Origin of the sequence: Rhodopirellula halodulae, assembly GCF_020966775.1 — a bacterium.
Classification (GTDB): domain Bacteria; phylum Planctomycetota; class Planctomycetia; order Pirellulales; family Pirellulaceae; genus Rhodopirellula; species Rhodopirellula halodulae.
The window spans coordinates 39,832-59,275 of sequence record NZ_JAJKFV010000007.1 but is presented as its reverse complement, the minus strand read 5'-3'; the positions used below and the strand labels follow the sequence as shown (position 1 = coordinate 59,275).

General features: G+C 53.8%; 19 protein-coding genes and 1 tRNA gene. 12 read left to right on the top strand and 8 right to left on the bottom strand.

Annotated elements, in window-relative coordinates; all coding sequences use genetic code 11:
- Positions 1–2 precede the first annotated feature (2 nt).
- The 8 genes from LOC70_RS05660 (at position 3) to LOC70_RS05625 (ending at position 11,295) form a co-directional block, all read left to right on the top strand.
- Positions 3–479 (top strand): hypothetical protein, encoded by a 477-nt coding sequence (locus tag LOC70_RS05660; RefSeq protein WP_230252431.1) that lies wholly within the window; start codon positions 3–5, stop codon positions 477–479.
- Positions 434–1,369, top strand: a complete 936-nt coding sequence (locus LOC70_RS05655; protein ID WP_230252429.1) for a hypothetical protein — start codon at positions 434–436, stop codon at positions 1,367–1,369. Before LOC70_RS05660 ends, LOC70_RS05655 begins: the two co-directional genes overlap by 46 nt.
- Positions 1,370–1,418: 49 nt before the next feature.
- A complete protein-coding gene (locus LOC70_RS05650; protein WP_230252427.1) occupies positions 1,419–3,512 on the top strand; it encodes a phage tail tape measure protein in 2,094 nt (697 codons plus the stop codon).
- Positions 3,513–3,557: 45 nt separating this feature from the next.
- Complete coding sequence (locus tag LOC70_RS05645; RefSeq protein ID WP_230252426.1) at positions 3,558–4,364, top strand: hypothetical protein; 807 nt, start codon at positions 3,558–3,560, stop codon at positions 4,362–4,364.
- Complete coding sequence (locus LOC70_RS05640) at positions 4,364–5,080, top strand: hypothetical protein (protein ID WP_230252425.1); 717 nt, start codon at positions 4,364–4,366, stop codon at positions 5,078–5,080. The genes LOC70_RS05645 and LOC70_RS05640 overlap by 1 nt, the downstream gene beginning before the upstream one ends.
- Before the next feature lie 1,579 nt (positions 5,081–6,659).
- Entirely contained in the window at positions 6,660–8,444 is a 1,785-nt protein-coding gene (locus LOC70_RS05635; RefSeq protein WP_230252424.1) for a hypothetical protein, read from the top strand.
- Positions 8,441–10,765: a class I SAM-dependent methyltransferase gene (locus LOC70_RS05630; protein ID WP_230252423.1), complete on the top strand. Its 2,325-nt coding sequence runs from the start codon at positions 8,441–8,443 to the stop codon at positions 10,763–10,765. The genes LOC70_RS05635 and LOC70_RS05630 overlap by 4 nt, the downstream gene beginning before the upstream one ends.
- Complete coding sequence (locus LOC70_RS05625; RefSeq protein WP_230252422.1) at positions 10,762–11,295, top strand: hypothetical protein; 534 nt, start codon at positions 10,762–10,764, stop codon at positions 11,293–11,295. The genes LOC70_RS05630 and LOC70_RS05625 overlap by 4 nt, the downstream gene beginning before the upstream one ends.
- Here the strand turns inward: LOC70_RS05625 and LOC70_RS05620 are convergent.
- A complete protein-coding gene (locus LOC70_RS05620; protein WP_230252420.1) occupies positions 11,255–11,998 on the bottom strand; it encodes an NUMOD4 domain-containing protein in 744 nt (247 codons plus the stop codon). The two genes, LOC70_RS05625 and LOC70_RS05620, sit on opposite strands and share 41 nt — an antisense overlap.
- Positions 11,999–12,223: 225 nt before the next feature.
- Here LOC70_RS05620 and LOC70_RS05615 point away from each other — a divergent pair, with 225 nt between their 5' ends.
- Genes LOC70_RS05615 through LOC70_RS05605 form a run of 3 tightly spaced genes read left to right on the top strand, consistent with a single transcriptional unit; the run spans position 12,224 to position 13,275 of the window.
- Positions 12,224–12,475, top strand: coding sequence for a hypothetical protein (locus tag LOC70_RS05615; protein WP_230252418.1), 252 nt, complete (start codon positions 12,224–12,226; stop codon positions 12,473–12,475).
- Positions 12,476–12,514: 39 nt separating this feature from the next.
- The gene (locus LOC70_RS05610) at positions 12,515–13,006 is read left to right on the top strand and encodes a hypothetical protein (protein WP_230252417.1); all 492 of its coding nucleotides are present in this window, start codon (positions 12,515–12,517) and stop codon (positions 13,004–13,006) included.
- On the top strand, positions 13,003–13,275 hold the full coding sequence (locus LOC70_RS05605; RefSeq protein ID WP_230252416.1) for a hypothetical protein: 273 nt from the start codon (positions 13,003–13,005) through the stop codon (positions 13,273–13,275). The genes LOC70_RS05610 and LOC70_RS05605 overlap by 4 nt, the downstream gene beginning before the upstream one ends.
- Before the next feature lie 138 nt (positions 13,276–13,413).
- Here the strand turns inward: LOC70_RS05605 and LOC70_RS05600 are convergent, their stop codons facing one another.
- From LOC70_RS05600 to LOC70_RS05575, 6 genes are all read right to left on the bottom strand, one after another.
- A complete protein-coding gene (locus tag LOC70_RS05600; RefSeq protein ID WP_230252415.1) occupies positions 13,414–13,776 on the bottom strand; it encodes a hypothetical protein in 363 nt (120 codons plus the stop codon).
- Positions 13,777–13,948: 172 nt separating this feature from the next.
- Positions 13,949–14,290, bottom strand: coding sequence for a hypothetical protein (locus tag LOC70_RS05595; protein WP_230252414.1), 342 nt, complete (start codon positions 14,288–14,290; stop codon positions 13,949–13,951).
- Between the two features lie 135 nt (positions 14,291–14,425).
- Positions 14,426–14,665 carry a hypothetical protein gene (locus LOC70_RS05590; RefSeq protein ID WP_230252413.1) on the bottom strand — a complete coding sequence of 80 codons (240 nt, stop codon included), beginning with the start codon at positions 14,663–14,665 and terminating at the stop codon, positions 14,426–14,428.
- 272 nt (positions 14,666–14,937) lie between these two features.
- Positions 14,938–15,402 carry a hypothetical protein gene (locus tag LOC70_RS05585; protein WP_230252412.1) on the bottom strand — a complete coding sequence of 155 codons (465 nt, stop codon included), beginning with the start codon at positions 15,400–15,402 and terminating at the stop codon, positions 14,938–14,940.
- Positions 15,403–15,492: 90 nt separating this feature from the next.
- Positions 15,493–16,665, bottom strand: a complete 1,173-nt coding sequence (locus LOC70_RS05580) for a hypothetical protein (protein WP_230252411.1) — start codon at positions 16,663–16,665, stop codon at positions 15,493–15,495.
- 115 nt (positions 16,666–16,780) lie between these two features.
- Positions 16,781–17,161, bottom strand: coding sequence for a hypothetical protein (locus LOC70_RS05575; protein WP_230252410.1), 381 nt, complete (start codon positions 17,159–17,161; stop codon positions 16,781–16,783).
- 653 nt (positions 17,162–17,814) lie between these two features.
- Here LOC70_RS05575 and LOC70_RS05570 point away from each other — a divergent pair.
- A tRNA-Leu gene (locus LOC70_RS05570) sits at positions 17,815–17,911 on the top strand.
- Positions 17,912–18,074: 163 nt separating this feature from the next.
- On the opposite strand, the gene LOC70_RS05565 is transcribed toward LOC70_RS05570, so the two are convergent.
- Positions 18,075–19,067, bottom strand: coding sequence for an amidohydrolase family protein (locus tag LOC70_RS05565; RefSeq protein WP_230252409.1), 993 nt, complete (start codon positions 19,065–19,067; stop codon positions 18,075–18,077).
- Positions 19,068–19,444 lie beyond the last annotated feature (377 nt).

Below are 19,444 nucleotides of genomic sequence, written 5' to 3'. Positions count from 1 at the left end.
CCATGAGTGAGTTCCCGAAAATTGGCGAGCCTGTCGCGGGCGATGAGACGGTTTTTGAGCTGGTTCTTTCGGACTATTTCAAACCGATCTCTACAAAAGATTTCGGGCTGGATAGGGAGGGGATTTCACCGCGTGACTATTACGTGACGAGCGGCGATGCGATCCAGAAGACGAAGTATTTGGAGCGTCTTCTCTGGAAACTGTCAGGGGATCTTCGAAGGGAATGCATCGAGGTCATTGCTTCGGAGCGTTCGATTTCGATGCAGGCAGCCTACCAACATTATCTGAAGACCAAGGAACCGGCAGGTCTTCGGGCGTATGAATTTGAAATCTGGAAGCTGGCGGGGAAGGCCCGCAAGCTTCGCAACGCACTTATCCAGGCTCGTGGGGAGCATTGCTTCCTGGAGACTGATTGGGAGGGGAGCAAGCTCTTATGTATAGCGAAAAATCCGAGGGGTTGGCCATCCCGAGCGACGTAGACCTTCAGGCTATGAAGCGGAACTACTATTTCACGAATGAGGTCGTCGAATGGCTACTGACCCAATATAACTGGACGGGCTGCACGAGCGTGGAACTTCGTGATGAGATTATGCAGTGGAGCGAGAGTCTTATCCGCCAGATCATTCGGAAGCAGGGGCTGCATAAGATCTATGCTGGACATGATGATGCATCCTTTGGGGATCTGGTCCAGACAGCCTGGATTCAGATCGAGAGAACGCTCTACAAATTCAGGGCAACGCCCCATTGCCGCACCTGTTTCAGGCCCAAACAGCCTTCGAGGTCCGTGCTTTATACCGTCGGCGAATTCGAGTACGGAATTAAGACTTTGGAGGAGGTCCAGAGGCTGAGCCGGTACCGCTGCCCGCATTGTGGGGCCTCGCTCCTTGGGGAAGCAATCATTGAGCCTTCTCAGGGGAGGTATGGCGGGACGGAGCGTATCCTTTGGCGTGGTACCTCGAAGGTCTTCAATCTCTGGACGCAGGTTTCGAGGACTTGTATTCTCGCCTATATCAAGAAGGACAATCGTGATGGGATGCAGCATGATGGCTACAAGTCGGCTATGGAGCGTCGAGATATAAACCGGGATTCGGGCGCGATGGATCGATTTTTCTCGGAGGCCCGCGACCTTTGCCGGTTCAATCGGGAGCATCTTCTTCTTATTGATTCGCTGGAAGAGCTGTTCCTGACGGACGAGGCCCCTTCTCAATCGCTCGTGAGGAAATTGGTGGAGAAGTCGGATCTTTCACGGGCTTCGGTGGGTCGATTCTTTCAGGCGATTCGTTTCCAGTCGTTCCAGTTTTCAGATAGCCCTTTGAATCGCGGGGCGAGTTCTGGGAACGTGCCGGACCGCAAGAGCGACCAGGAATAGGCTCTCAAACATAGGACGGAATCATTTCTGACCTTCTGAGACCTTGAGCATGTCTGGAAAAGATATTCAAGCTGGGCGCGCGGCAATCAGCGTCTGGCTCAACGATAAGAACGTGAAGGGGCAGCTCGGGAAACTCTCCCGAAGACTTCGCGGATTCGGTGCCGGACTCACGAAAATTGGCGGAGCCCTCGCGGCCTCGTCAGCAATTGCCCTCGCTCCATTGGTTAGCCTCGCTGCCGAAGCGGAGGAGACGAACAGCAAATTCCAGACGGTCTTCGGTGAAATGGCAGGGGCTACCGAGTCTTGGGCTAAGAAATTCGCGGGAGATGTTGGTCGTTCTGAGAATGAGATGAAGAAATTCCTCTCATCGACTCAAGACCTCCTGGTTCCTATGGGGTTTGCCGACAAGGAGGCTCAAGGACTCTCGAAGGAAATCTCCGCTCTCGCTGTGGACCTCGCTTCGTTTAATAACGTCGCCGATGCAGATGCCCTGAACGATCTTCAGGCGGCTTTGACGGGGTCAGGCGAAGTCATGAAGAAATACGGCGTCATCGTTTCGGAGACGGCTGTTAAACAGAAACTACTTGAGCAGGGAATCGATCCGAAGGCGGCGACGGAGCAGCAGAAGGCGTATGCTCGTTGGCAATTGATTTTGGCGGGGACGACTGCCGCCCAGGGTGATGCCATCAAGACTTCGGGCAGCTTCACGAATCAGATGAAGCGTCTGAAGGCTCAGGTGATTGATGTCGCTACCAATATTGGCTCGCAGCTGATTCCCGTGCTAACTCCTGTCGTGAAATTCGCGGGGGATGCGGCTCAGGGCGTCAAGCGTTGGGCGGATCAGAATCCGTTGCTCGTCCGCACTCTAGTGATGGTGATTGGCGGAGCGGGCGTCCTGGGTGGCGTGCTTTCGACGTTGGGAATTGCGATCGTCGGAGTGGGGGCGGCTGTTTCTGCGGCTATCACTCTCTTCGGAACTTTGAGCACGATTTTCACGACGGTTTTGCTTCCGTATTTGGCTCCGATTGCAATTGGCATTGGCCTTATCACTGCGGCTCTCGGCCTGATTGTCGCACCGATTGTTTTGGCGATGCATAAGTCTGGGGAGTTGGCGGCGATGTTTGGTCGTCTGGTGGAGACGGCGAAGCAGACGTTTGCTGGGATTCAGGCGGCATTATCTGCGGGGAATTGGGGTCTGGCTATTCAGATCCTTTGGGCTGGCGCGAAGGTGGCGTTTTATGACGGCCTCGATTCGATCATTCTTGGCGTCAAGAATGCGATGCCTTCGATTTTGACTTTCTGGAAGGATTTGTTCCTGGGGATTGTGGAGCTGGCGAAGCGTGGTCTGAAGACGGTCTGGCAGATCATGAAGAATCCGTTTTCTGCGGCGGAGCTGGCGAGTAGCTTCGGAAAGCAGGTCTCACAGATCCAGCTATCGGGCGAGGGGGGAGTCATCAGTGGGGCGAGGAAGAAGGCTCAGGCGGAACTCGATGCTCTGACGGCGAAGGCCAAGCGTCTAGCAGAGGAGGCCAAGGCTGCCGAAGGGGGCGGGCAGGCTCCGGAAGGTATCACGGAGGCTCCAGAAACCAAGGAGGAGGCTCCTGTGGTCCAGCCGCCTCCGAACGCCTCGGAGATGCAAGAGAAAGCCTCTCCGAAGGTGGAGGACACTTCCACCGACAGCCTTTGGGAAGACGGCCCGGAATTGGAGGCTCCCGATACGGACATCGACTCCCTCATTTCAGAGATTGAGGGACAGCTGGAGAAGGACTCCGAAGGCAGGGAGGACTCCAACGACGACGGAATGAAAGGCCTTATGGATTCAATCTACAGCCTGAAGGACGAGATAGCCCTCCTGGATGGCGACTCTGATTCGCTCCGCAAACTCTCCTGGGAAGTCCCTGAGGAATATAGGGGAGTCGATTCGCAGAAGGAGCCGTCTTTTGATCCTGAGCAGGCGAAGTCTTCGGTTGAGACTGCGGGCGCGTTCAATGCATTCTCAGCGATTCGTCTTGGGACGGGGCATTCGCAAGAGTCTCGCTATCAGAATCGCTCCCTTTCTCTGTTCGAGAGGATGGTGGAGGAATCCCGTTCAACGAATCGGAAGTTGGATCGTCTCCGAACGCCTTCGTTTGGGACTCGCTAGCCAAATCTAACGTAGGAATTTCGTGCCTACGTTGGATAGAAGTATATGCCCGTCACTATTCGAGAGATCGGACGTTCCAGGGCGTTCACCGTCAGTAATTCTGAAAGGGGCGGTGATCGTGCTGTCACTCTAAGATTCTGGCTATATGGCTCCAAAGATCCGGGTGAGATTGAGACGGAGCTATTGAACGTCATAGGTGATACCTTCGAAGGGATGGCTTTCGATTCATATAGCCTAGAGGTGAATAACGAGAAGGGGGATTCCTGGGAAGCGGAGGTCCAGTACAGCACGAAGCGCCTTCCGGAGGGCGAATACGAGATTTCGGTGGATACGGCTGGCGGAACCACCAAGGTCATGCAGGCCTTCGATTACGAGGACTTCGGAAGTAGCGGTTTCGATTCAAAGGGGGCCATCAATATTGATGACCAGAATCGAGTGGAGGGGATAGAAATCGGAGTCCCTCAGCTTTCCATCAGTTGCCGAGCCCGAATTCCAGGCGATTTCATTACTGATTCTTATGTCCTGACGCTGCTCTCCCTGACGTACACGATGAATGATGCGGAGTTCCTGGGCTTCGCGCGTGGAGAGCTGCTTTTCCTGGGAACTGGAGTGACGATCATTCCTGGGGAATCGACGGATATTGACTTCAAATTCGCAGCGAATCCGAACATTTCGGGCCTGACTCTTGGGGCGGTTTCTGGGATCGAGAAGCTTGGGCATGACTATTTGTGGTGCCGTTATAAGCAGACGGAGGGCGTCGCTGGCCTTCAGTCGGTGGTGGATACGGTGAGCGTTGACCGCGTTTATCAGTTCGGCGATTTTGATGCCCTCAAGATCGGAGCGACTGTCTAATGCCGGTTCGCGGTGGGCAACCTCTTGACGGGAATATCCAGGCTTCGACCTGGAATAAGGTGGAGTCGTTCTTCGACGGGGAGGGGACTTCGTACAAGGGGGTGGATGCCCTGCCGTTGGATTCACGATGTTCGGTTCTGAATATCAAGAACAGTTCGGGCGTGAATTTGCTTCGGGGCCAGATTCTGAGCTGGTCTTCGGTGGTCTATAACCATTCATATGATTCGACTGAATATTGGAGGCGTCCGACTCTCCAGGGGAAGCTCCCGGCATTCCCGCAGGATGCGGAGAAAATCGCTGTCCTTCAGGAGCCGATTAAGAATGGGGAGATCGGCCTTGCCGCTGTTGGCGGGATCACGCCTGCGGTGGTGGATATCAAGAAGGTGGGCGATGCGTATGCCTATCTTGGGGACAGTGCGAATAACTTGATTTCTTCGACTTCGGGCGATGCGAAGATTCTGCAGGCGGAGGGTGGGCTGGGGCCTCAGTTTTGTCTGGTTAGCCTGGGGACTTCGCAGCATTTCTGGCAGGTCTCGGTGATTGGTGGCGGGTCTGCTGCTTTACTTGGTATGAGTGGTGAGCCTACGGGCATTTTCGTGACGGTCCTTGATCCGTTGGCGATGTTTACGGATCTAAAGTCGGGTAGTCGAGCTTTCGTGAAGCAGGTGGGCAGCGAGTTCTATTACATCCAGGCTCCTTGTATTACTGGAGTCTGAAATGACTTCTGATTTTGGGAACCGCCGGAATCCGACTTGCTGTTGTGATTCGTCCAGCTCATCGAGTTCTAGTTCTTCCAGCTCCAGCTCGTCGAGTTCTTCGTCTTCGAGCAGTGAATCTTCGCTGTCTAGCTCCAGCCTGAGTAGCAGCAGCAGTTCGAGTAGTGAATCTTCGCTGTCGAGTTCCTCCTCGTCTTCGTCTTCGAGTTCTAGCTTGAGCAGTAGCAGTTCGAGCAGCGAATCGTCTCTGTCGAGTTCGAGCCTGAGTAGTAGCAGCCTGAGTTCATCGAGCGAATCGTCTCTATCTAGCTCCAGTCTGAGCAGCAGCAGCGATTCGAGTAGTAGTGATTCGATTCCGAGCAGCAGTTCTTCCGAGAGTTCTTCGAGCAGCAGTGAGTCGATTCTGCTTTCGTCGTCGTCGTCGTCGTCGAGTTCTTCGTCCTCCTCTTCTTCGTCTTCCTCATCATCGTCTGAATCTAGTTCGAGCGAATCTTCGAGCAGCAGCAGTGATTCGAGTAGCTCCGAGAGCGGATCAAGCTCTTCGAGTAGCCAGTCCTCGGATTCAAGCAGTTCCGAGAGTGAATCCTCCAGCAGTGAGTCGGCATCGTCGAGTAGTGAGTCAGATTCCTCTCAGAGTGAATCGACCAGCAGCGAATCGGCATCATCAAGCAGCGAATCTTCTCAGAGCGAATCCTCCAGCAGTGAGTCGGCATCATTGAGTAGTGAGTCAGATTCCTCTCACAGCGAATCAAGCAGCGAATCCGAGTCGGAGTCCTCGGAGAGTGATTCGTCCGTGTCTTCCGAGAGCGATTCATCGGAGAGCCAGTCCTCGGAGTCTGAAAGTGACTCGTCTGATTCGGAATCTAGTGAGAGTGACTCATCGAGCAGTGACTCAGATTCTTCTCAAAGTGAATCTGAGTCGGAGTCCTCGCATAGCGATTCTTCCGAGAGTGAATCTTCGGAGTCTGATAGCGACTCGTCGGATTCGGAATCGAGCCAGAGTGATTCATCTGAAAGCAGTGAATCCGCCTCCAGTCAGAGCGACTCATCCGAAAGCAGTGAATCCGAGTCTTCAGAGAGTGATTCTTCGGAGTCTGATCCGTCCGAATCTGATCCGTCCGAGTCTTCAGAGAGTGTCGAGGAGAGTGAGCCCGAGCCATCCACTGAATGCGTCGTCTTCTGGACATGGATCGCTGAACAATGGGATGGTCCATCTCCGCAGTTCGGATACGACTTTGACCCTGACGCCCCATACCCGACGATGCCATCGCCCACAGGCATTGATGGGGACAATATGAGTATGGGAACGGACTGCAATGGCAGCATGATATGGGAGGAGTACAGCGAAGTATACACAATGAAAGCAAAAGCAAAGACGGTGTCAGCACGACCTCCTTCAGGCGAAGTTACTACTGGCTCAGCCTACTACATATGGCATGGTGACCAATGGCAATTCCTGAACGGATGCACGTGCCCCGATGAGGCATGTCCTCCAAACCTTGAACCTAAAACCGCAGGCTACCGAAAGCCACATTACGAAGGTCAAGTGATTCAAATCGAAATTGAATGCGAATAGACGATGATCAACTGCAACCAACGAGACAGAAACGGCAACTGCCAAATCGTAAGTGACCTCATCGGCATCCAATACAAGGCACCCGAACCAGCATGCAAAGACTGCCTCAGAACCGAGCAACCATCCAACCTAAATCCCATCACCGCAGGACTCGCCATCAGCCACGCCAAGAAGCATGCCAAAGAGATCCCTGAGCAACTCATCAAGATAGCTGCCCCAGAACTCCAGGACGACAGCCCAAAAGACGGACCAGGAACAGAACTCAAAGCCCTCATCCCCAAGCTATTCAAGAAGAAAAGCTGCGGATGCCACGCCTACGCCCGAAAAATGAACCGATGGGGCGTCGAAGGATGCGAGAAACACTTCGACGAAATCGTTGAACACCTCGTCACGCAAGCATCCCAACACAAACTCACCAGCCTCTTCGGCACCGCCTCAGCCCGCCACGTAGCCCGCCACTGGGTGCGCCAAGCCATCCAGAAGGCCCGCCAGAAAGAAGCAACCGAAGACAAGGAATATACGCTCGAAAACTGGCCCTTCGTCTGGACCTACTACGGAGCCGGAGCAATCGACGACGAGCTTTGGTATAGCATCCACCTCGTCAAAAAATGGCACCCCCAAGCCCGATGCATCATCGTCGGAGACAAGCCCGGATGGTATAGCGAAGACATCGCCGAATTCGTCCATAAACCAAGAATCAGCAAACGCGAAGACCAAGCCTTCAAGGACTGCTACAGCAAACTCCTCCTGATGGCCGAAAAGCTGCCCCGATTCATATGGATGATGGATGACGTCTACTGGATCAAAGACTTCAGCATCAAAGAAGCAGCTACCCCGAAATATGTGCGGCACGTCTCGCAGCAGCGTTACTATGGCTGGGTCGACAAGAAGAAGAACAAATGGGGAAGAACCCGCCAGATGGCCTACGAATGGTTGCTCGAAAACAACTGCCCGACATACGACTTCGCCGCCCATATGCCGCAACCCATCTGGTCCGAAAGCTTCCTGAAGAACGAGGCCGAGCTGAAGTTATTCGAGAACTACAGGAACTGGGAGAACATCTACTTCAATCGCTACCATGCGGCGAAGGCCGAGGACTACGGGCGAAAATTCCTCAGGGTCACGAAGGCCGTCAACGAAATCAGGACGCCCCACAAAATCCTGAATCATACGCATGCCTATTTCAAAGGGGCCTGCGTCAAATACCTCAAGGAGTTGCTCTCGGATCAGCCCGAAGCCGAGCAACTTCCGGTGAAGGTGATCATCCCTTGGAAGCCACACCCTTCCAGAAATCAGGCATTCGATTGGGTGACGGCTTACTACCGCTCGCAGCTTGGCGAAGACACTGTTCATATTGAGGTGGATGATTCGAAGGCATTCAATAAGGCTGCGGTGATCAATCGAGCGGCGAAGCGTTTCCCCGGTCATATCCTCGTCGTTGGGAACGCGGACAGCGTCATATGCCCCGCAGCACTTCGGAAGGGAATCGCCTCTGCCCGGAGGGATTTGACGACGGCTTATTTCCCACACAACTCCCGCTGTGACATGACTCGGGAGCAGTCTGAAGAAATTTTGGAGCAGCCTCCCGAAGAGACGGCTGTTCGCGGTCGCTGGTTTCGGAAGCGTCGCAGCAGGGGACAACTTCGCGGGATTTTCGTGGCCCATCAGAGCTTCTTTGAGTCGAATCCGCTTCCGGAGGACGGCTCCAGCTATTGGCCGAACGTTCCGTATAGGACGCAGGATGGCCCCCTCTTTCACTTTTACCATTCACCGGAGGTAATCGGATGACTAACGCTATCGTCACGCTGTCGATGAAACCGCAGATCATGCATCCGAAGTGCCGCAGCAACTATGCCTACATTGCGGACAAGTGGGGCGTTGAATTGCATGTCCTGGAGGAACCGACGGCGAAGGATTTGGAATGCCATCCTCACTGGCATAAGCAGACTATCTGCCGCTACGTCCAGGAAAACCTCCCGCATGTCGAGCGAGTCCTCCAGCTCGATGATGATCTGCTGTTCCGCTCAGACTGTCCGAACCTATTCGACATCGTCCCGGAGGATAAGTTCGGAGCGTGCTCATACCTGCCGAATTCCAGGTCTGTCCGAGCACAGAATTATTGGTCCCAGAGACTTGGGATTCCATCTCAGCCGAAGTATTTGCATTTCAATGGTGGGATGTACCTGTACTCGATCGAGCGTCATTCGGAGCTGCTCAAGTCGATCGACGCCTACAGTCTGGGCTCTCGCATCAATTTCGACCGGTATGGCTGCCCTGATGAGAACGCGACCTGCGTGAAGCTTCTGCATGAGGGTGTGCCGATCTACTCGATTCCGATGCATTTCAATACGTGGTATCCGAAATTCCGCAGGGAATGGGCTCGGAATCGGGTGATGCGGACGAGCGTCTATCACTTCGGGGCCAAGTCCAAGAAGCATATTCAACGGTGCTGGTGGAATCTGAATGAATTGCCCGCAGACACGGAGTTCTTCCCCTGCGACAAGAATACGAAGCGTATGCTCGCCGAAATTGGGGACAGGCGATTCGAGAGGGTGCTCATCCTGGATCATCTCGGGCAGGATAAGATCCTGAATCTACTATCGCAGCAGCAATCCGCCGAAGTCAGTTGGCTCTACTTCGAAGGCGGCTTCAATTGGGTCGGTCCACTTCGCGTCCTCGAAAGGGCGGGAGTGAATGCGGCGAATTTGAATATGGTGAAATACCCTTCGAGTCTTGAGGGTCAGAAGTTCGATCTCGTCGTGCTGGGGACTTGGGCGGGCTCCACTGACTTCATCGAGGATCTTTGCCACGAGTCGACTGAGGTGATTCGCTGCGAGGATTTGTCAGACCTTCAGTCGGTGGATTCGGTGGAGGACTCTCCACCAGAGCCTGAGGGGAGATTGATCGCTACCGCTGCGGTGAATTTTGCGGGGATGATTGAATTGACTCTCCCTTATGCGTTGGATTATGCCGAGCAGGTCGATGCTGATATTTTGCTGGTGACGGGGACCTCGATGCATGAGCCTCCCTTCGCGAAGTATGAGCTTGTCCATGAGGCGGTGAGGGCTGGGTACGATCAGCTTCTCCTGCTCGACGCTGATGTTCTTCCGAGGTCTGGGAGCCCCGATATCTTCGAGCATCGCAATGGGGCGTGCTCGGAGCTTCATCTTCGGATTCCGACTCGGAAGACTCCTCCCCGCGATTTAGGCTTGAATTGGCTTATGCGTCGGGATGAGTGCTGGCCCGCTGACCTGTACTGGAACACGGGCGTAGTCTGTCTGGATAGCGTCGGAATGAGGCATCTGGAAGAGCGGATAGCGAGTGAAGGGCCAATCCAGGGCGTCTATTGGGAGCAGGAGCAACTGAACCAGATTCTCCAGAGCATTCCTTCGGGCACGGCTGATATTCTGGACGCGCGTTTCAATGTCCCGACGCATGAACGTTGGACCGATGACGGGATGAAGCGGGAGGCCTTCTTTCTGCACGCGAACGGCTATCCGTCTTTGAGCGCGTCCCAAAGGGCGGATATTTTGGCGGCTTATGGCGAGCGTCGTCTACTCCCCGAGGTCTTCGATCAGGCGATAGGAATTGCTGGTCAGACGACGCGGGAAGAGCTTATTGGTCTCGCGACTTTGGCGGCTCGGGTTCCGGAGGGCTCTCGTTTCGTGGAGGTGGGCTCTTATGCTGGGCGTTCGGCTCTCGCTATTGGCTTGCATCTGCCGAAGTCCTGCGGCTTGACGATGATCGATCCTTGGCGAGCCGTGAAGGGCTGGAGGACTCGGGAGCAGATGCTTGGGATTCGGAAGTCTGCGGAGGGCGTTTTGGCGAATCTGCGACGGTCTTCGGTGGACGCTGAAATTCGCGTCGGGGATTCATTGCCTATGGCGTCGAGTTTTCCGGATGCTTCGCTCGGAGCTGTCTTCATCGATGCGATGCATGAATATGAGCACGTCGCTGCGGACATCTCAGCTTGGCTTCCGAAGGTCATGCCTGGGGGCTATATCTGCGGACACGATTATTGCCCGGAGTGGCCTGGAGTGATTCAGGCTGTGGAGGAATTGGTGGGTCGCTGCTCTCGTATTGGTAGCTTGTGGTTCAAGAGAGTATGAAGAAGATCGTCATTTGCAGCAGCCCTCGTTGCGGCACCCATTTGCTGCTAACTTCGCTGGCGTCTCATTCTCTTGCGAAGTCTGCCGGGGAGGTCCTGAATCCGGAGGATGGTTATTCGGACTTCAAGCTTTCGCGGGACAGGTCTATCCATATTCGGCAGCACAATCTATTCAAGCTTCTGGTGCTGTCCCGTTCGCTTCCGGATTTCGGCAAGTACAACGGCTTCGGCTTTCGAGTCTTCATGTTCCGCAGGGATGTCGAGGCTCAGATAGATTCTTGGCAGAGAGCTTGTGCGACGGGGCGTTGGACTGCTCAGGAGCCGGTGAGTAATCGCCTGAAGCCGGTGATTCCTCGGGCTGAGATGCGGAGGCAAATCGGAATTGCGGATGATTTGTTCCTCCGCAGTTCCGATTTGGTGATTTCATATGAGGAGTTGGTGGAGAATTGGGATGACTCCATCATGACGATTTTGGACAGGGCTGGTTGGCCTATTGAGTGCCTCTCGATGGCTCTTCAGAAGATGGGCTGACGTGCCCTGTCGCCGCTCTCCATGCGGAGCCGCTTTTGATCTTGCTCACCGTGACTTGGGAGACGCCGAATCGCTGAGCCAATTCTTTCTGTGAGTCTGTTGATTCGTAGATTTCTCTAGCCATTGACGCATTGAGCTTCGCTCGGACCTTGGTCTTCTTCGCCTTGCTGAAGTCGGGTTTTCGGTCCTCCTGTTTGCCGTTCTTATAGGACCGGACTTTGGATTTCCTTTTGATGATTTTGGAGACGGCACCGTTCGTAATGCCGAACATTCGGGCTATATCGACTTGGCTATATTCACCAGTCTGCCAGATTTCTTTGATGCGTTCATGCGTTTCTGGCGTAAGGAAATGATTGGTCGTCCGTTTAACTGAGCCTTGCATGTTGTAGCGTCTCCTGACGTTGATTTGCTGGGTTACGATTTCGAGGTTTTTTAGTCTGTCGTCGGTTTTACTGCCGTTAATATGATCGATTTGTTCCCACGGCTCTCTCTCGCGAAGGAATGCCGTCACGACGAGGGACGCAATTCTCAGCGGGTAGAGTTTCCCTGGTCCGCTGAGCATGACATAGCGATAGCCGGTCCTGCAGTTTTCCTGTTGCCTTTTGATTCGGCGAGTTCTTGCGTTGCGAATCCTCCCCTGATCGCTGACTTCGTAGGGGAAGGGGATGCCTTTGTGAACGATCGGTCGCCATCTTTCTGCCATCTTTAATACTCCTGAATTAGGTGCGAGATAACCTAACTTTTCCTGCAAAGTCTTCTGCTGGAAAACGCATTAAAGACTGCCGCAACGCCTGCACTCACCACCTGCCGGAATGGATGCGACAGTGAGTCACATATCGCTTGGAAGAGGAATAATTCCTGCCGATTTTTCGGCCTGTTTTAATGGATTTTCCTTTAATTACTTTTCCTTCAAGCGAGCAGAGAGAGCATGAAGACCGCCACCCGACTGATCGAAAACGACACCCTCAACGTCCTAGTCTTCGACGATCAAACACGAGTCATCTTCGACGAATCACAAACCCTCATCGCAATCCCAGGCGAGCCACCTCGTCCCTACGAGGAAGGCGAAGACTCAGAGATCGACGCTGTCATGAATGACCCGACAGCCCTCTACAAAATCGAGTCCGAGCCGATGGACGAGAAGATGACGCAGCTCGTCCGCATCTACCTCGGACTCTAATCCCCCCTCCCCCCGACCCACTCTCCAGGAATTATAACTATGACCACCGAATGCAATTTCCGAGTTCTGAAATTCACCGCCGAAGACCTCGAAGCCTTCCGATATAAACGCGACCTTCGCGGAGTCACGAATCAACAGTTCGTTGATGGCGTCGTCTCCTCCCGCCTTGAGGATTTCACTCAGAAGGTTTTGGCTCTCGGATTCCAGAAGGAGATTGGAAGCAACCATGCAGCACGGCTTCCGATTTCGGATGAATCATTGATTACCTTGAAGGATGCCTCATTCGCCACAGGACTTCCGCAGACTCTGATTCTTGGGATGTTGCTCCGCCAAGAGTATTCGGATGCTCCCGCCCCCGAGGTCAAAGAGAAGCCACGGAAAACCACGAAGAAGGCTGTGAAGAAGCCTTCGCGGCGTCGGAGCCCCGCTCCTTCCAAAGCCGCTCCCGAGGCCAAGGAAAAGCCTCGGAAGGCGGTTAAAAAGGCAGTCAAAAAGTCTGCTCGCCGCAGCACGAAGGGAGGTGCAAAATGAGCGAGCCACTCTTCCCGATGGGGCAACTTCTGATTTCCCGGACCGCTCTGGAGTCTCTGTCCCATCGGGACATTCATCAGGCTCTGACTTGCCACGCTTCGGGCGAGTTTGGCGATCTCTGCCCCGCGGATATTAAGGAGAACATTTTCTCGATCGACTGCCAACTTCGCATTCTCTCGAAGTACAAGGGCGAGGGCGGGGATGATTTCTACGTGGAGACGGCAGCTGATCGTTCGCATACGACGGTCTATCTCTGCGACGAATACTGAATAAAGCACGTGAGGCTGGAGAAGAAAAGAGCCCCCTCTCGATCTTTCGGGAGGGGGCTCTTTCTGTTGAGCTTCTTGCACAGAGGATTTGAGCTTCAGTTGGGCGACCGTGAAATCCTTATTGACTCGCCGCCGCTTTCAGTCGGACATAATGCCGTACTTACTCCAGTCCGTATCCCCATCTGTCGGTTCCTCCAATTCATCCATCACCCATTGATGCAACGAATCACCAGAAAGTTCGTACGGTACACCCGGCTGCCCTCCAAATGATGTGTCGAATGGATAGATGTACACGCGACATGAGCGATCATCAGGATCGTAGACACGCACCACGCGGAACCAGTCACCGCATACAACCAGATCCTGAATTCGATGTGCGAAGGGGCAATCTAATTCGGACGGTGATTCGGTTCCACCATATTGCTCAATAGCGGATTTTAACAGTACCTCGTCTCCATCCATCAGAAACTGCTCGTACGCTTGTGCAAGCCAATCAGTCATAATGTAAGGCGATCCTTAGTTAGTTGACGAACGCCACCGCAACCGGGCGGCGAACGTTTAAAATCACTCGGTCGCGACGAGAGACTTTCCATTGTTCAGACGCCCGACTTCGCGACTCGGGTACATTAGATGGTTCGCCGCGTTTGCAACGGGTACGAGTCAACCACTTCGATCAGTCGTAGGTTTGGTTGTCGTATTCTATCTCGGCTTTGAACAAGTTCTCAAGCATGGCGATTGACACAGTCTCCGCGTCGTCCTCAGGTGCGGGTCGATAGTCCAAACGAAACCCACATTTGCAGGACATCAAACGATTTATCGCATCGAGAATCGTTGCGCGGTGCCTTTCGCGTTCCGACGCGAGCGGGAAATCGTCAGTATCCCACACGACGACTGGTGATCGAGATGACGCACGTTGTCGCAATTGGCCAACTGAGATTCCGGTCACGGATCGCAAGACGGTGTAAACCTCAATCGGCGGGCAATCACTGTCGAGCGTTAAATCGAGGATGGCCATCAGCGTTGTCCTTGCGGTGATGGGGAGTTCTTTTCAGTCGGGGAACGGTAGAAATCACGGGGGACGGGCGAAAGACTTGCAAGCACACCAAAAACGTTGACTCCCGTCCTCCTGTGCATTTCATGATTCGTCGCTTTAGATTGTGGGTTCAGTACTCGGCACGCCACTGACCACGTAGAGCAGCAGCACAACGGCCGCAAGAGTCTCTAAGAGGATGAAGGCATTGATCTTCAACGAAACATCCCACGGTGGTGTAATTAGGTAGTGTCCCAAAACAAGCATGCTCATCACGGAGTAGATGACCAACGCCCATTTTCCAAGATCAGCCCAATTCTGGGTGTAGTACCAGTATCCAGCGATTGCAAATGGCGTCATCACGAACCAAAAGGCGTCTACGATGCACGGGTCAAGCCAGGTTGGTTCCGGGTAGTCATCGAAGTAGCAAATATTGTCGACGTAATGAAGAATTGATGCAACGACATTGGCTACGATCAAGACAAACAAAGATCGGAGATCGGCACGGATGTATTTCGAAACGTTCACGTTGTACTCAAATGCGAAAGACGTTGAAATGAACACTGCAAGTGACGTGCGACGAACGGTACGGATCACGTGGTCGCCGCGAACGACTCACCATTTCAAAAAACTCAGCTCGGCGACTCACGTGCATCCGATGGTTCGTCGTTATCTGCCGCGGGTTTCTGATGTGCTGAGATGGGACCGATCAACCCGCAACCAATGGTCATGGACGCTACGGTAGCAACCAAGAATACCCAATGATACCAATACAGAGGACCATGAAACGAGTTACCAAGGACGAGGGTGTCGAACAAGAAGAAACTAAAGGTCCACACCAAAATCAGCCCCAGCCAAACCAACAGGCGGATCGTCGCTGGATTCCCCTCAATCGTATCAATGCGCGTGCCAGATTCTGGCGTTGATCGTCGGAAATAGAGCCACATACCAACGAAAACAAATGGCACAACGAGAAAACGCAATCCACCAATCAGATAGATACTGAAAAATGCAACACCGGAGGCGACCAGCGTCGCAGTCGCAAAGATGCGGTCCCAGCGTCCGCGTGTAAATAGGATTGTCTTCGGTCGCGACAATCAATCACTCCTTATCGACGAACGACCGCCGTAACCGGGCGGCGACGAATGGTTCTCCATTTTAAACCCGCTCGACTTCGCCGCTCCGGTTCACGGCTTTGTTCGCTGCAAGTAGTCGAGTCCAGTAAGAACCCCCACGCAAAAGTTACTTTTCTCTACTGGATTGCGGAGTGTTTTGTAGATCTCTTCACCACTCTCAAGCCTCTCCAATTCTGCAAACGCTGCCCCCATTGCTTGAAGTGTCTGTTCACTAGTTCGACCACCTTCGCTGCGTGTTCGCGCAAAATCTTCTAGCAAGAGCTGCTGCATCTCTAATTGAATCATCAAATACACCAAAATTGGGCTGCCGAACGCATTGACGGTTCCGAACCTATCGTCACGACCAGAGGCTTCATAACCGGCATTGATTAACCGCTTAGCTTTCGCGGTATTTCCCGAATTTGCAAACGCTACCGCAAGCAGTACCGATGTCGTTGAGAGCCGTGGTTCGAGAAGCGATGTCCCAGCGTCGTCAGTGGCCGCTTTGGCAAGACGATCCAATGATGCAGCATCACCATTTTGGGCTGCTGCAATGGCAAGGATTGGTTCACGGTATGCATTTGGCCCTGAGAATGCGGTCAGCACCGAAATTTGATCGCGGATATAACCGCGTTTCAATTTTTCGATTGGGTTGATCTCACCCCCACGGACTGTGCGTATCTTCGCAGCCACATCGTTGCGGATATCTTTTGAACTGATCGTCTCAGCTGTTTCGCTAGCGACCTCAAACGCCCCTTCTTTAGCGTGGGCCAAAGCTAGCAGCGCGAGAACATCATCACGGATGGAAATCTCATCGAGATGTTTCAGAAGATTGCGAGCATCATCTAGTCTGCGTACGGAAGCCAAGACCTGGATAACGCGTTTCCATGCAAACTGCCGGGAAACGCTTGACGCAATAAGATTCACGGTTTCTGTAGCACCCCGAAGCTCCCCAGCCTGAGCCTGGCACGCTGCAACGTAACCGAGCATTTCTGCTCGTCTCTCTCGCGGAACCACATCTGACACAATCGAGATCGCTTCCTCGATCTCCCCGGCTGAAGCCTTGGAGACGATCAGTATGTTCCGTGGATGCTCTTGATCCTCATCGCTCAGCTCAGCAAGTTCCGCTTCAAGACGGTCGTTCCATCGATGCCGCAATTTGTTGCTGTCGGAGGCGACGCAGGGTGTTGCCATCGCGAGAATACAGATCAGGTTAAAAAACGCTGCAAGATCAGTCGATTTCATTCAAATAGCCAGCGAACGGTAGCCGTAACCGGGGACGGCGTTTTGATTTTCCATTTGTGACCGCGTGATGCCGTCCTCCGGTTCACGGCATGGTTCCCCGCAGCCTGAGTGCACGTCAAGAGCCATGAACGTCGATCACAAACATTACGTAGTAGAACACATAGACGGTGGAGAGAAACGGCGCGATGAAAGCAGCGGGAGCAGCCATCATACCATCGCGGGATGATCCGATCGCGCAGACCGCAACACAGCCTAGTGCAATCACAATATTCGCGACTGGAGACACAATGAATGCCAACAGAAGAGCAGGATACCCAGTATCCGCTGCAGCCGCGCTTATACAAAACCAACAGACCAGTCCAGCCAGCAATGCCGATGCGCCGACCCCCAATACCAGCATGGACGTTTGAAGGGCATTGGCGCCTGCGGATACAGTTGTCGTTGCTCGATTGACGGGATCAGGTATCGGCGTTGTGTACGGGTTTTCGTCTGACATGTTTCGGTCTGGGAACAATTAATTATCCCGATTAACTACCGGGCATAAACCGAGTAGATATCCCGAGCTAAAGGGGACAGATACCCAGGCTAGACAATTGACGGGGGCTATGGCAACCGCCCTGCAGCGGTTGGCGGGTGTAAAGGTACGATACCGGGCATACAGCGAGAGCGACCTGATGGAGACGTCCTTTCAGCGGAGTGGTGGTCGCAGCATGTAACATTGGAGCCTAGCAGAGGCATGAATTCTGGCTCGGAATTCGCCCAATTACTGCCCCCATCAAGTCGGCTTCGCCGCCTTTTTGGCGGCGTGGGACTCTCGGGAGTACGCGACCCTGCTTTCCTGGTCTCTCGCCCCGTCTGCGGTCGTCCTCGCAGTTGGGAGCCGCCTCTTCTTTTCAAAGCGGCAGGACAGGTGCAACAGCCTAGACAGGTTGGACAGAGCCAAAAACGTCAGCTCTTTCCGCCGCTACCGTCGCCAACAGCCCGGACAGCCCTGCCCAGACGAGGTCTTCCGGAGGCTTTTCTTTGCGTCTTCCGGGCTGTCCGAGTCGTCCAGGTAGCCTCTGCCCCTCGGCTCTCGCCGAGGGCCAGAAAGAGGCAACGGAAAAGCCTTGGTACAACGAGGGGTACAACAGGGAGGGCTTAGAACTTCCGAAAGCTTTTTCCCGTAAGGTTTTGCGGTGATCGCAGCATCGGATTCAAAATCCAGTTCCCGCAAGGGAGTGAGGGTTCGAGTCCCTCCTTCGGTACTTCTTCGAAAAATGCCCGGTCCACACCGGGCTTTTTTTATGCGCCGCCCGAATACGAGTCAGACCAATCGTCGGCCGGAACAACACGAAGTGAAGTTCCGGCGGGACGTCGTGGATTCCAAGTTTGTGCCGGATCTGCGTCACTTCGTTTCTTGATCCGGCCTACTTTTTTTCGCGCGGACGGAGATGCTCTTCGCGGATTTGGAAAACGCGCAAGGCGTTCTCACGCATTCCTTTGTGCAACGCTTGCTCGCCCTTCGACTTCAGAAACTCTGTCACGATGTTCACAACATCATCAACTTGTCCGTAGTGAGTGCAAACGGCCCAGTTCGTGGCGAACATCACCCGGTCTTCCCCGAAGGCACGGAAGCAAGTTTCCAGAATCGGCTTGTAGGTTTCCAAATCGACGGATGCGGGCTGGCCAAACGGTGCGGCATCGCTGAAGTTCAAGATGCTGGAAAGTTTGCAGTGCACGTTTGGAAACTGGCTGCAATCGTTGACCGCTTTGGTCCACTCGGGTGACACCTTGCCACTTACCAATCGAGCTCCGAAGCAGTGATCGATCACGATCTTCAGCTCGGGATATTCTCGCGCCAGTGCCATGACATATTCTGCGTGGTCGCTGTTGACCAGCAGGTCCACCACCATGCCATCACGCTCCAAACGTTGGAGATGCTGCCTGGCCGTTTCGTGATCCAAGTAGCCTCGCAACTCGGCTTGGCGAAATCGAAAGCCTCGCAAGTACCCACTCGACTTGTACCGTTCATAGTTGGCAGCAAATTCGGGCGACAACAGATTGCCACGAGCGACATAGCCGCTGATCAAATCTGATTCAGCTTGTTCAAGTAACCAGTCATTGAACTGCGGTGTGTCTTGTTCGACCGCTTCCACGACCACGGTAGACTGGATTCCCAATCGATCCGCCACCGAACAATAATCTTCCGGGGTGATCACGTGCCCTAGCGTGTTCTTCGGATGGCGTTTGGTCGTCCGCGCCTCCCGTTCAATCTGTTCCGCTCCTTTGAAGTGCGTGTGCGGATCAATGATCCACCGCTTCTTCGCGGGCTCCCGTACTGGCTCCTGGGCGACAACGGGTCCGCTCAGGCAACACAAGATGATGCAGTAACAAAGAGTGAGTCGGTTGAATTCGGTCACGAACGGTGTCTCCTGATGATCTTCGAAAGCTGCCGATCAAAAGCTCGCAGTCACGCAGGGCATCACGCGGAACGTTTTAGAAATTCGCCAGCGCTTTTGAAGGCAACGCTTTTGAAGCCGACATTGTAAAGCAACGCGGAAGATCCAACGTTAGAACCACGAGAATGCTCCGAATACCTCGACCTGTCGTTCTACAGATACTTCCCGTTGCCGTGCCGATACAGAGAATTTCGTGCTGGTTGTAGTGGCACCGTACGGCTTTCGCCGTGCCGCTAACAAGCTGTTTCTGCGCAACCAAAGTTCGTAGCGGATCGGCGCGAGCCGACCGGTGATGCAACGATGCGAAGAAGAGTTCCGATACCGGACGGCTTGCGCCG